General features: G+C 60.5%; 9 protein-coding genes. All 9 read left to right on the forward strand.

Annotation, left to right across the window (positions count from 1 at the left end; genetic code table 11):
- The first annotated feature begins 6 nt into the window (after nt 1-6).
- Nucleotides 7-1,122 carry an ABC transporter permease gene (locus ACP7DE_RS23300; protein ID WP_426074310.1) on the forward strand — a complete coding sequence of 372 codons (1,116 nt, stop codon included), beginning with the start codon at nt 7-9 and terminating at the stop codon, nt 1,120-1,122.
- A 9-nt stretch (nt 1,123-1,131) separates the two neighbouring features.
- On the forward strand, nt 1,132-2,823 hold the full coding sequence (locus tag ACP7DE_RS23305) for an ABC transporter ATP-binding protein (RefSeq protein WP_426074311.1): 1,692 nt from the start codon (nt 1,132-1,134) through the stop codon (nt 2,821-2,823).
- A 27-nt stretch (nt 2,824-2,850) separates the two neighbouring features.
- On the forward strand, nt 2,851-3,813 hold the full coding sequence (locus ACP7DE_RS23310; RefSeq protein ID WP_426074312.1) for a VTT domain-containing protein: 963 nt from the start codon (nt 2,851-2,853) through the stop codon (nt 3,811-3,813).
- A 390-nt stretch (nt 3,814-4,203) separates the two neighbouring features.
- The gene (locus tag ACP7DE_RS23315) at nt 4,204-5,223 is read left to right on the forward strand and encodes a glucokinase (RefSeq protein WP_426074313.1); all 1,020 of its coding nucleotides are present in this window, start codon (nt 4,204-4,206) and stop codon (nt 5,221-5,223) included.
- A gap of 400 nt (nt 5,224-5,623) precedes the next feature.
- Nucleotides 5,624-6,412, forward strand: coding sequence for an SMC-Scp complex subunit ScpB (gene scpB / locus ACP7DE_RS23320; protein ID WP_426074314.1), 789 nt, complete (start codon nt 5,624-5,626; stop codon nt 6,410-6,412).
- Nucleotides 6,405-8,531, forward strand: coding sequence for a 23S rRNA pseudouridine(2605) synthase RluB (gene rluB / locus ACP7DE_RS23325; protein ID WP_426074315.1), 2,127 nt, complete (start codon nt 6,405-6,407; stop codon nt 8,529-8,531). The genes scpB and rluB overlap by 8 nt, the downstream gene beginning before the upstream one ends.
- 341 nt (nt 8,532-8,872) lie before the next feature.
- Nucleotides 8,873-9,361, forward strand: coding sequence for a ribosome maturation factor RimP (gene rimP, locus ACP7DE_RS23330; protein WP_426074316.1), 489 nt, complete (start codon nt 8,873-8,875; stop codon nt 9,359-9,361).
- A complete protein-coding gene (nusA, locus tag ACP7DE_RS23335; protein WP_086144982.1) occupies nt 9,358-10,923 on the forward strand; it encodes a transcription termination factor NusA in 1,566 nt (521 codons plus the stop codon). The genes rimP and nusA overlap by 4 nt, the downstream gene beginning before the upstream one ends.
- A gap of 46 nt (nt 10,924-10,969) precedes the next feature.
- Complete coding sequence (infB, locus tag ACP7DE_RS23340; RefSeq protein ID WP_426074317.1) at nt 10,970-13,828, forward strand: translation initiation factor IF-2; 2,859 nt, start codon at nt 10,970-10,972, stop codon at nt 13,826-13,828.
- Nucleotides 13,829-13,839 lie beyond the last annotated feature (11 nt).

A 13,839-nucleotide genomic window follows, 5' to 3' on the forward strand; every position in this document is an offset into this window, starting at 1 on the left:
GAGACGATGTCGAAACCTCATACATCGCCCGGCCTGTGGGCCCTGGCGTGGCGCCGTTTGCGCGGCGACAAGATCGCAATGGTATCGCTGGCCATAGTCGGCGCGTTTTTCCTGCTGGTGCTGGCGTCCGCCAGCGGCCTGGTGGCCTCGAACTGGGAAGATGAAGTGGCCGTCAGCTATGCGCCGCCCACGTTTGTGGGCGCCGACAAGGACGCGTCCGCGTCCGGTGATGGCGCGATTCCCTTGCCGGACGAGCGCAGCGCGCCCACACATGTCAACGTGCTGGACCCGCTGGCCGACGATATCGCCGAACTGCGCGCCCAGATGGGCAGCAATCCTTCTGCCGGCGTGGAAATGTACGGCGTCACCGACCCGCTGGCCGACGACTTGACGGCCTTGCGCTCCGGCATGGGCAAGGCCAGGAAACTCGTCACGCACAAGGCGGCAACGCTACCGTTCGGCGCCGACAAGTGGGGGCATGACATCGTCCAGAAAACCATCAAGGGCGGCGAAACGTCGATCGTGGTTGGCCTGGTGGCAGCCTTGCTGGCCGTGGTGCTGGGCACGCTGTTTGGCGCCGTGTCCGGCTACTTCGGCGGCATCGTCGATGACTTTTTCAACTGGTTCTACAGTATTTTTACGTCGATTCCATCGATCCTGATGATTTTGACAGTGGCGGCGGTGCTGCAGCAAAAGGGCGTGCTGACCATCGTGCTGATCCTCGGCTTGACGGGCTGGACGGGGCCGTACCGGCTGATCCGCGCCGAGTACATCAAGCACAAGGCGCGCGAATACGTGATGGCGGCCGACGCCATCGGCGCCTCGCACTGGCGCAAGATGTTCTCGCACATCTTCCCGAATGTGAGCCACGTGGCTTTGGTGCAAATGTCCATCCTCGTCGTGGGCTTTATCAAGGCCGAAGTGATTTTGAGTTTCCTCGGCTTTGGCGTGCCGGTGGGCACCGTCTCGTGGGGCAGCATGCTCAACGAGGCACAAAATGAACTGATCCTGGGCAAATGGTGGCAGCTGACGGCCGCCGCCACGGCGATGGCCGTGCTGGTGACGGCGTTCTCGCTGTTTACCGATGCCTTGCGCGATGCGCTCGACCCCAAAGTGAAATAGGAGTTGCTCATGGACCAGAATAACCTGTTGGAAGTGCGCGATCTGCGCGTCACCTTCCGCCTGGACAAGAAGACCACGTTCGAAGCCGTCAAGGGCATCTCGTTCAACGTGCCGCGCAACAGCACCGTCGCGCTGGTGGGTGAGTCGGGCAGTGGCAAGTCCGTCAGCTCGCTGGCCGTGATGGGCTTGTTGCCGCCGGATAACACCATCATAGCCCCCGGATCGAGCATCCACTTCGGCGGGCGCGACTTGCTCCAATTGTCGATTGCCGAGCGGCGCACCATGTGCGGCAAGGATATCTCGATGATCTTCCAGGAGCCGATGTCGTCGCTGAACCCCGTGTTTACGGTCGGATTCCAGATCGCCGAAGTGTTGCGCCAGCACATGGGCATGAACCGCAAGCAGGCGCGGGCGCGCACCTTGGCGCTGCTCGAGGAAGTGGGCATTCCCGATCCCGCCACCAAGATCGACGCTTACCCGAGCCAGATGTCGGGCGGCCAGCAGCAGCGCGTGATGATCGCCATGGCGATTGCCTGCGAACCGAAACTGCTGATCGCCGACGAGCCGACGACGGCGCTGGACGTGACGATTCAAAAGCAGATCATGGACTTGATCGCGGCGCTGCAAAAGAAACATCAAATGTCCGTGCTGTTCATTACCCACGACCTGGGCCTGGTGGGTGAAATTGCCGACCAGGTGATCGTCATGCGCCATGGCGAAGTGCGCGAGACGGGGGAAGTGCGCCAGGTGTTTGAAGCGCCGACCGACGCTTATACCAAAGCCCTGCTGCATTGCCGCCCGTCGCTGGACGAGCGCCCGTGGCGCCTGCCCGTCATTGCCGACTATCTGGAAGGCAAGGCCGGCCCCGGCGTGGAAGTGAAACAGCGCACGCGCGGCTACACGCCGGGCGATGAACCCGTGTTGGTGGTGAATAATCTGAGCAAGAGCTTTTATACGCGTGTAGGCCTGTTCGGCAAGCGCGAATTCCAGGCCGTCAAGGATGTGTCATTTACCCTGCCGCGCGGCAAGACCCTGGGCGTGGTGGGCGAATCCGGTTCCGGCAAGACGACGGTGGGCTTGACCCTGCTGCGCCTGCACCAGGCCACGGGCGGCACGGCCATGTTCCACGGCAAGGATTTGATTGCCATGCCGAACAAAGAGTATTTGCCGTATAAGCGCCGCATCCAGATCATCTTCCAGAATCCGTATGCCTCCTTGAATCCCCGCTTTACGGTGGGGCAGATTTTGCTCGAACCGATGCGCATCCACAAGATCGGCGCGAACGACCAGGAACGCATCGCCAAGGCCTACTGGCTGCTCGACAAAGTTGGCTTGCCGGAGCAGGCTTTTCATCGCTACCCGCACGAGTTCTCCGGCGGTCAACGCCAGCGCATTGCGATTGCCCGCTGCCTCACCATGCAGCCGGAAATCCTCGTGTGCGACGAATCCGTGTCGGCGCTCGATGTGTCGGTGCAGGCGCAGGTGCTCAATTTGTTGCAGGACTTGCAGGATGAATTCGGCTTGTCCTACATCTTCATCTCGCACGATTTGTCCGTCGTCAAATACATCGCCGACCAGGTGATGGTGATGCACAAGGGGCAAGTGGTGGAACTGGCCGATTCGGATGAGCTGTACCGCAATCCCGTGCATCCATACACGCGCACCTTGTTGAGCGCTATCCCGAAAGGCGTCCAGGCTTAAATTCGCTTTTACGGTAAGATAGCGCCCATGCCCAACCTCATTTACCTGCTCGAACATTACGGTGTCCTGATTGTCTTTGGCATCGTACTGGTGGAGCAGCTCGGCCTGCCGATTCCCGCCTTCCCCATCCTTGTGGTGGCGGGGGCGCTGGTGGTCGACGGCGACATGAATGGGGGGCTGGTGCTGGCCGCCGCGCTGGGCGCCTGCCTGATCAGCGACTTCACGTGGTTCCGCGCGGGCCGGCATTTCGGCAAGCGCATCCTGCGGCTGCTGTGCCGCATCTCGCTGTCGCCCGATTACTGCGTCAGTCAGACGGAAGATAAATTCAAGCGCTGGGGGCCGAAAGCCCTGATCGTCTCCAAGTTCGTGCCAGGATTTAACACGGTGGCCGCACCGATGTCCGGCGCGCTGGGCACCCCACCGAGCTTGTTCTTCCTATATGCGGGCCTGGGTGCCTTGCTGTGGAGCGGCACCGGCATCGTGGTCGGCGTGATCTTTCACGCCAGCGTGCAGCAGGTGCTCGACTTGCTCAGCACCATGGGCAGCACCGCCTTGCTGATGCTGGCCACCTTGCTGGGCTTGTTCCTGCTGTACAAATTCCTTGAACGCCGGCGTTTCCGCCAGGCCTTGCAGATCGAGCGCATCGGCATCGATGAATTGCTGGACCTGATCGAACAGGGCGAGGAGCCGCTGATGGTCGACGCGCGCAGCGCCACGGCGCAGTCTTTGGAACCGGCCGTGCCGGGCGCCTTGTTCTTCAATGGCAAGGAACCGGTGCCGGCCATGATCGCCATGGACAAGGACCGCCACATCATCGTGTATTGCAGCTGCCCCAACGACGTGACTGCCGCGCAAGTGGCCAAGCTGCTGCGCCAGCACGGCTTTCACCGCGCCAAGCCCCTGCATGGCGGCCTCGATGCGTGGAATGCCGCCTACCGCTCCGACCTGCCGGCGCCCGCCAGCCTATTGGGCGAAGGCTTGCCGTCTTGATCACCGTTGCATGCTGCGCGCCAAGCTGGCAGTAAAAGCCCGCAGTAAAAACCGGTAGTAATAATACGAAAACATCATTGCCGGGCTGCCGGGAAGGCAGCGCCACACCTGCGCCGCTGCATACAAAGCGACTTTGCGCAAACTCCGGCATACTCTGTTTTCAAGGTGATTCCTGCTGCTGTGCAGCATGCTTTTCTTGTTACTGATGAGTGCAAGTGCTTACTATAAATCATTGTTTCTATGCAATTTTGATGCTGCCTGTTGCATTTGGAGTGGAACTACCAATAAAGGCTTGTTTTGATGTACTTAAACTACAAACTTTGCTTGCCTCCGGGCGCATTCATCCTTTAAGCTTGGCGTCCCATGCGTCCCACTTCATCATTTAAAATCATGAGCGCTTCGTCTTCTCCCGTACTGCCGACTTCCGCCTTTGCCGATGGACCGCGCCTGCTGGCCGACGTGGGCGGCACCAATGCCCGTTTCGCCCTGGAAGTGGCCGCCGGCCACATTACCCTGGTGGAAGTGCTGCCCTGTGCCGATTACCCTAGCCTGTCCGCCGCCTTGCAAGCCTACCTGGCTCTGCCGCACATCGCTGCCGCTGGCGGGCAAGCCGTGCGCCATGCCATGATTGCCATCGCCAATCCCGTCGACGGCGATTTCCTCAGCATGACGAACCATCACTGGTCGTTCTCGATCCGCGCCATGCGTGAAGAGTGCGGTTTCACGACACTGGATGTGGTCAACGATTTCACGGCCCTGGCGCGCGCCTTGCCGCAGCTGTCCGCTGAGCAAAAGCACCAGGTGGGCGCGGGCACGGCCCGTCCCAACACGGCCATCGGCCTGATCGGCGCCGGCACGGGCCTGGGTGTATCGGGCCTGATTCCGTCGCACGGCGGCTGGATCGCCCTGCAAAGCGAAGGCGGCCACGTCAGCTTTGCCCCGTTCAATGAAGTGGAAGTGAGCATTTTGCAATTTGCCTGGCGCGAATATGAGCACGTCTCGGCCGAACGCCTGATTTCCGGCGATGGCCTGGAACTGATCTACCGCGCCCTGGCCGACCGCGCGGGCGTGCCGGCCGAAGACTTGCCGGCAGCGGAAATCACGCGCCGCGCGCTGGCCGGCGAATCCCAGCTGTGCGACGACGTCATTGAAGCGTTCTGCTGCATGCTCGGCACGGTGGCGGGCAATGTCGCCGTCACCCTGGGCGCGCTCGGCGGTATATATATCGGCGGCGGCATCGTGCCACGTCTTGGGCCGCGCTTCGACCGCTCCGGTTTCCGCGCCCGTTTCGAACGCAAGGGGCGCTTTGCCAATTATGTGTCGCAAGTGCCGACTTTTGTCATCACGGCGCAGTACCCAGCTTTCCTGGGCGCATCGGCCATTCTCTCGGAGAAACTCGCCTCCCTGTGATGCGCGGGGTGCGGGCGATATGTCGCGCCAGGGCCGGGTAAAACGCGTGTTTTGCCCGGTTTTGCGCTTTTCCGCTTTTTATCAGGTACAATTGACATCGTTGGATGAAACAACGACTGTCGCTCTCCCGTCTGGCTGCTTAGTCGCCGCGGGAAAAGTAGCTGCTGCAGAGTTCGTTTCATTGCTGGTTATTTAAGGCCAGCGCCATGGATGGCAGGACTTTCACTGCATCCGCTTCAATCCCGCTTTGCGCGCATCGGCCAAGGCGTCGGAAAAACAGCCTCAATTAGTAACCCAGCACGGCGTCATCATCGATGTCTGCCATCTGTTACGTTGAAATGAACGTTTTTGTTTTCTTTCTCTGCATACGAATTGCAACACACATCCGCACAGAATTGCTATGAATACAATTGAGGCTAAAAAAGTCCTCGAAACCGCGTTGCTGTGCGCTCGTGAGTCGTTGACGATCCACAGCCTGAAAAAGCTGTTCGTTGATGCGGACGAGAACGGTCGCGTGCGTGGTGTCGGCGTCGGTGCCGACACGATCAAGCAATTGCTGGAAGAGTTGCGGCAGGAGTGGGAAGGGCGTGGCATCGAGATCGTCAGTCTGGCTTCGGGCTGGCGCTTTCAAAGCCGCCCGGAAATGAAGATGTATCTTGATCGCATGACGCCCGAGCGGCCGCCCAAGTATTCGCGGGCGACCCTGGAAACCCTGGCCATCATCGCCTACCGCCAGCCGGTGACGCGCGGCGATATCGAGGAGATTCGCGGCGTTGCTGTCAATTCGCAGACGATCAAGATGCTGGAAGACCGTGGCTGGGTCGATGCCATCGGCTACCGCGACGTGGTGGGACGGCCGGCCTTGCTGGCCACCACCAAGCAGTTTTTGGATGACCTGGGTTTGCATTCGCTGTCCCAGTTGCCGCCTTTGCAGCAAATCAGTGAAATGCAGGGCAATGGGCTCGAAGCCCTGGAAGCGGCCCTGCAGGAAAATTTTGACAAGGCAAGCAATGAGCTTGCCCCCCAGCTTGGTGCAGGTAGCAATACGGCTGTGACAGATGTGACAGCAAGCCTTGATGCCGGCCCCGATGCTTCGCCCATGGACGAAGCCTACACTCACGACCCTGCGCCAGAACTAACGGTTGACGCTGCGCCAGGTCAGCACAGCCACGAAACGAAGAATGAATAATCCGAACACACCCGAGACAGTAACCGCCAGCGACGAAGCCATCGTTGCCAAGCCCAAGCGCCGCACCAAGGCCCAGATCGAAGCCGACGCAGTGGCTGCAACGGCTGCCGCTGCCGGCGACAGCGTCGCTGCCAAGCCGAAGCGCCGCACGAAAGCCGACGTGGCCGCCGACTCAGTTGCTGCATCTTCCGCCGCTGTCGCCGCCGGCGATTCTGCTGCAGAAGCTGCGCCTGTCGTCAAGAAAACCCGCGCCAAGCCAGCCCTGAAGGCCGTGGCCGACGCTGCGGAAGCGGCTGCCGAGGCGGTTGCTGAAGTTGTCAGCACCTCGGCACCGCGTCCGCCGCGTGCCCGCGCCGCCGCCAAGGCCGCTGCCGCCGTCGCTGAAGCGGCGCCGGAAGTCGTCGCTGACAAGCCGGCCGAAGCACGCCCGACCCGCGGTCCGCGCCAGATGCGTGGCGTGCAAGCGGAACGCGCGCTGCGCCAGCCGCCGCGCGCCGAAGCGCCACAGGCTGCTGAAGCAGTTGCAACAGCGCCTGCCGCAGAGCAAGCTGCCGCGCCTGTCGCCGATGTGTTCGATGCCGACGGCAACCTCGTTTCCGGCCCGCGCTTGCCGCGCGGTCCGCGCAACGACGTGCCGGGCGCTGGCAAAAATGCCGGCAAGAGCCGTAAAAAGGGCAAGGGCCGCCAGGCTGCGCCCGGTAAGCTCAGCGATGCTGACGCCGTGTTCTCGTTTGTTACCTCCGACGCGTTCGACAGCGAAGAAGGCGGCACGGGCCGCGTGCAAAAAGTGGCGGTGCGCCGCGACCTGACGTCCGACGACGACGCGCCGAAGCTGCACAAGGTGCTGGCCGAAGCCGGTCTCGGTTCGCGCCGCGACATGGAAGACCTGATCATGTCGGGCCGCGTGTCCGTAAATGGCGAGCCAGCCCACATCGGCCAGCGCATCCTGCCGACCGACCACGTGCGCATCAATGGCAAGTTGATCCAGCGCCGCGTCAGCAAGAAGCCGCCACGCGTGCTGGTGTATCACAAGCCGGCCGGCGAAATCGTCAGCCATAATGACCCTGACGGCCGTCCATCCGTATTTGACCGCTTGCCGACCATGAAGGCAGGCAAGTGGCTGGCCGTTGGCCGTCTCGACTTCAACACCGAAGGCTTGCTGCTGTTTACCACGTCCGGTGATCTGGCCAACCGCCTGATGCACCCACGCTATGGCATCGACCGCGAGTACGCCGTGCGTACCCTGGGCGAGCTGGAAGAGGGCATGCGCCAGAAGCTGCTGGCCGGCGTCGAGCTGGAAGACGGCCTGGCACAGTTCTCGAAGATCGCCGATGGCGGCGGCGAAGGCATCAACAAGTGGTACCGCGTGGTGATCGGCGAAGGCCGCAACCGCGAAGTGCGTCGCATGTTTGAAGCCATCGGCCTGACCGTCTCGCGCCTGATCCGTACCCGCTACGGCGCCATGACCCTGCCGAGCGGCCTGAAACGCGGTCGCTGGGAAGAGATGGATGAAAACACCGTGCGCGACCTGCTGACGGCCTACGGCATCGAAAAGAAAATGCCGGCATCGGGCGACCCCCGTGCCGCTGGTGCCGCCAAGGGCCGCGAAGCGCGCAAGGCCAGCCGCGATGACGAGCCGAACGGTAACCGCATCGATGTGAGCAACCGCAACGCCGATCCGTTCCCCGTCGCGCCGCGTCGTGGTCAGCCGCAGGGCCAGTTTGCCCGTCCGCAAGGCCAGGGTCGTCCAGGCGGCGCCGGTCGTCCAGGCGAAGCGCGTGGTCCGGGTCGTGGTCAGCCGCAAGGTCCTTTCCAGGGTGGTCAGCCACGCTCGTCGGCATCGTTCGAAGGTGCGCCGCAAGGCCAGGGCCGTCCGCCGCGTGCGGCAGGTCAGGGTCAGGGTCAGGGGCAGGGGCGTCCGGCCGGTGCTGAAGGCCGCGCGCCGCAGCGTGGTCCGCGCCAGCCCGATCCGCTGCAAACGACCTTCGGCTTCGCCAACACGGGGCCGCGCCGCAATGCGGGCGGTGCCGGTGGGCAAGCGCGTTCCGGTGGCCAGCCGCGTGGCGGCATGGACCGTGGCGGCATGGATGGCATGCCGCGCCGCCGCAGCAAAGGTTAATTCAGGGAATTTCTTCTTGCGCGCCCGATAATCTGCTGCGGGCGCGTGCTCTTGTTACTGTTGTAAGCCGGGCCGCTCCTTGTGTGCGGCATTGCGGCGAAGTTAATAAGAGGTTATAATCTGCAGCCTAATAAAAGTTCTCCGCAGGGTTGTTTGGTGGAGAGTGCTTATCTGGTTGGGGAAATACAAGAAGATGGGCAGATGCCCATTTTTTTTTTGTTGAACCGTTTGTCATGGCTCCGCAAGGGGCCATATATGACTTGAATGCGTGTTTTTGCATGTTGTCGGCGCTCAATGCGGCGCCGTCATGCTGAAAACGGGCCTTATTTCTGGAGAATTTCTTGCAGCAGTTGGGATTAATTGAAAAGACAGTTACAGGTCTGGGCTATGAGCTCGTTGATGTCGAACGTGCCGAGCGCGGACTGCTGCGCGTCTTTATTGATTTCAGCGCCGCCGATGCCGCTGAAAAAGGTCCGATCACGGTCGAGGACTGTGCCGCGGTGAGTCACCAGTTATCGCATGTGTTGACGGTAGAGAACGTTCCTTACGAGCGTCTCGAGATTTCTTCCCCGGGTCTGGATCGTCCGGTGCGCAAGCTGGAAGACTTTGTCCGTTTCGCAGGCCAGGAAATCATCGTCAAGCTGACTGTGGCGATGCCGGGTACGAACAACCGGAAATCGTTCCAGGGGATCTTGCAAGAACCCGTGGGCGATAAATTGTCGTTGGAATTTGAAGGTAAGGATGGTCCGGCGATGTTGGAGTTTACGCTCGCCGATGTGGATAAGGCACGCTTGGTGCCGCAGGTGGTTTTTAAGGGACGCAAAGCATGAGCCGCGAAGTTTTATTATTGGTTGACGCGCTGGCGCGCGAAAAAAACGTCGATAAAGATGTCGTCTTCGGCGCCCTCGAATTCGCGTTGGCGCAAGCCACGAAGAAACGGTATGAGGGTGAGGTAGACATCCGCGTTTCGATCGACCGCGAAACGGGCGAATTCGAATCGTTCCGCCGCTGGCACGTGGTGCCCGATGAAGCGGGCCTGCAATTGCCGGATCAGGAGATCCTGCATTTCGAGGCAAAAGAACAGATTCCCGATATCGAAGTCGATGACCACATCGAAGAGCCGATCGAATCCGTTGAATTCGGCCGCCGTTTCGCCCAGGATACCAAACAGGTTGTCCTGCAGCGCGTGCGTGATGCCGAACGTGAACAGATCCTGGTCGACTTCCTGGAACGCGGCGATTCGCTCGTCACCGGTACTATCAAGCGCATGGAACGTGGCGATGCCATCGTCGAATCGGGCAAGATCGAAGCGCGTCTGCCACGCGACCAGATGATCCCGAAAGAGAATCTGCGTATCGGCGACCGTGTCCGTGCATACATCTTGCGCATCGACCGCAACATGCGCGGCCCGCAAGTGATTCTGTCGCGCACCGCGCCAGAATTCATCATGAAGCTGTTTGAACTGGAAGTGCCGGAAATCGAGCAAGGCATGCTGGAAATCAAATCCGCAGCCCGCGATGCCGGCGTACGCGCCAAGATCGCCGTCTACACGGCCGACAAGCGCATCGACCCGATCGGTACTTGCGTTGGCATGCGCGGTTCGCGCGTGCAGGCTGTCACCGGCGAACTCGGTGGCGAACGCGTCGACATCGTGCTGTGGTCGGAAGATCCGGCGCAGTTCGTCATCGGCGCCCTGGCGCCGGCGAACGTGTCGTCGATCATGGTCGATGAAGAAAAACACGCGATGGATGTCGTCGTGGACGAAGAAAACCTGGCAATCGCAATTGGTCGTTCCGGCCAGAACGTGCGCCTGGCCTCGGACCTGACCGGCTGGAAGATCAACATCATGACGGCCGAAGAATCGGCTGACAAAGCTGCCCAGGAAACGGCTGCCGTGCGCATCCTGTTCATGGAAAAGCTCGATGTCGACCAGGAAGTGGCCGATATTCTGGTGGAAGAAGGTTTCGCCAGTCTGGAAGAAATCGCTTACGTGCCAATTTCCGAAATGCTGGAAATCGAATCGTTTGACGAAGATACCGTCAATGAACTCCGTACCCGTGCGCGTGATGCGCTGGTTACCGAAGCAATTGCTTCGGAAGAGGGTCTGGAAGGCATGGACGAGGCGTTGGTAGGTCTGGAAGGCATGGACCGCATCACCGCCGGCAAGCTGGGTCTGGCTGGTATCAAGACCGTTGAAGCATTTGCAGCACTGGCATACGACGAATTTGGCGCAATCCTGGCCTTGTCTGCGGACCGTGCGCGTGAACTGATTACAAGTGAATTTAAAGATGTGACCGACGATGAGATGAAGTTGGTTGACTCGAAATATGACGATCGTGCCAAGGCGTTGCAAGCCAAGGCATGGAGTCTGGCCGAATCCGCAAAGGCTTAATTTGAGTATCTTTATCATCTCCGCGACACATAGAAAAGAGGACTGAATGGCGAGTAACAACGTAGCCCAATTTGCCACCGAACTGAAGATGCCTGCAGATTTGCTGCTGACGCAGCTGCGTTCTGCCGGCGTCGAGAAAAGTTCGACGTCAGATCCATTGTCGAAAGATGATAAGGACAAGCTTTTGGATCATCTGCGCCGCACACACGGCGCAGCGGCTGACACAGAAAAGAAAAAAATCACCGTGACCCGCAAGGAAACGACTGAGATCAAGCAAGCTGACGCCACCGGCAAATCGCGCACCATCCAGGTGGAAGTGCGCAAGAAACGCACTTTCGTCCAGCGTGACGAAGTTGCGCCGGTCGCAGCAGAACCGGTCGCGCCTGCCGCACCGGTGATCGATCCCGCCGACGTGGCGCGCCGTGAAGAAGATGCCCGTAAACAGGCTGAACTGATCGCCCGCCAGGAAGCCGATCTGCGCGAAAAGCAAGAACGTCTGGCCAAGCTCGACGCGGAAAAAGAAGCCCAGGCGAAAGCCACGCAACAGGCTGAATTGGCTGCGAAGAAAGAAGCTGAAGCGGAAGCGAAGAAGGCGGCTGCCAAGGCTGCTGCCGCGCCTGCCGCCAGCGCCGCTGCGCCTGTCGTTGACGACGCCGCTGCCGAAGCGAAAAAAGCTGCTGCCGCTGAAGAAGCGAAGAAGAAAGCCGCTGCCGCTGCTGTTGCCGCCAAGGAAGCCGCTGACAAAGCGGAAGCCACTGACCGTGCACGCAAGGCTGTGGCCGACGAAGTTGCCCAGATCAAGGCCATGATGAACGCGCCACGCCGCGCCATCAAGGCTCCTGAACCCGTACCGGTTCCGGTGAAGCCGAAGGCGCCGGAAGGCACCTTGCACAAGCCTGCTGACAAGAAACCTGGCGACAAGCCGGGCGACAAGAAGCCTGCTGTTGCAGACAAGAAATCCATCAAGTCGGCGAATGTGTCGTCCACCTGGTCCGATGACGCGAAAAAACGCGGCACCACCGGCGGTCCTAAGCCACGCGGTAATAGCGGCCCAGGCGGCCGTGACAGCTGGCGCGGTGGCGCGAAGGGCCGTCGCCCGACGCACCATGACGACCGTGAATCGAACTTCCAGGCTCCTACGGAAGCCGTCGTCAAAGACGTGCACGTACCGGAAACGATCACCGTGGCCGAATTGGCGCACAAAATGTCCGTCAAGGCATCCGAAGTCATCAAGCATTTGATGAAATTGGGCCAGATGTGCACGATCAACCAGGTGCTGGACCAGGAAACCGCCATGATTCTGGTGGAAGAAATGGGCCACAAGGCGTTTGCCGCCGAGCAGGATGATCCGGAAGCGCTGCTGGCCGATGTGGGCGAACACGCGCACTTCGAGTTGAAGCCGCGCGCACCGGTGGTCACCGTCATGGGTCACGTCGACCATGGTAAGACCTCGTTGCTCGATTACATTCGTCGCGCCAAGGTGGCATCCGGCGAAGCGGGCGGCATTACGCAGCATATCGGCGCTTACCACGTCGATACGCCACGCGGCATGATCACCTTCCTCGACACCCCAGGCCACGAAGCGTTTACCGCAATGCGTGCCCGTGGCGCCAAGGCAACCGACATCGTCATTCTGGTGGTTGCCGCCGACGATGGCGTGATGCCGCAAACAAAAGAAGCGATTGCCCACGCGAAAGCAGCCGGCGTACCGCTGGTGGTGGCGATCAACAAGGTCGACAAACCGGGTGGCAACGTGGACCGCGTGACGCAGGAACTGGTCGCCGAGCAAGTCGTGCCGGAAGAATACGGTGGCGAATCGCCATTCGTGCCGGTCTCGGCCAAAACGGGTCAAGGTATCGATGACCTGCTGGAACAAGTGCTGTTGCAAGCCGAAGTGCTGGAACTAACAGCACCGGTCGATGCGCCTGCGCGCGGCCTGGTTGTCGAGGCGCGTCTGGACAAGGGCCGTGGTCCTGTCGCGACGATCCTGGTGCAGTCCGGTACCCTGAAGCGCGGCGACGTGATTCTGGCTGGCTCTTCGTATGGCCGTGTTCGCGCCATGTTGGATGAGAACGGCAAGTCCATCGCTGAAGCGGGTCCTTCGATTCCGGTCGAAATCCAGGGCTTGACGGAAGTGCCGGTTGCCGGTGAAGAAGTCGTCGTCATGGCGGACGAGCGTAAAGCGCGTGAAATCGGTCTGTTCCGTCAAGGTAAGTTCCGCGACGTGAAACTGGCCAAGCAGCAAGCTGCGAAACTGGAAAACATGTTCGACCAGATGGCCGAAGGCGAAGTGAAAAACTTGCCGCTGATCATCAAAACCGACGTGCAAGGTTCGCAAGAAGCGCTGGTTGGTTCGCTGCAGAAACTGTCGACCTCCGAAGTGCGCGTACAAGTTGTTCACGCAGCCGTCGGCGGCATCACGGAATCGGACGTCAACCTGGCAGTCGCCTCGAAAGCTGTCATCATCGGCTTCAACGCCCGTGCTGATGCCCAGGCACGCAAGCTGGCCGAGTCGAATGGCGTGGACATTCGCTACTACAACATCATTTACGATGCGATCGATGAGATCAGATCGGCGTTGTCGGGCATGTTGGCGCCAGAGAAACGCGAAACCGTCATCGGCCAGGTCGAGATCCGCCAGGTTATCCTGGTCTCGAAAGTGGGCGCGATTGCCGGTTGCCTGGTCACCGATGGCGTGGTCAAGCGTGCTTCTTCCGTCCGCCTGTTGCGCAACAACATTGTGGTGTGGAGCGGCGAGATCGACTCCCTGAAACGCTTCAAGGACGATGCGAAAGAAGTTCGCGCCGGTCTGGAGTGCGGCCTGTCGCTGAAGAACTACAACGACATTCAGGTTGGCGACACGCTGGAAGTGTTCGAAGTCCAGGAAATCGCTCGTACCCTGTAATCTCAGCAAGA

The organism is Janthinobacterium sp. DSP2-3-3, assembly GCF_049897325.1.
Lineage (GTDB): Bacteria > Pseudomonadota > Gammaproteobacteria > Burkholderiales > Burkholderiaceae_D > Janthinobacterium.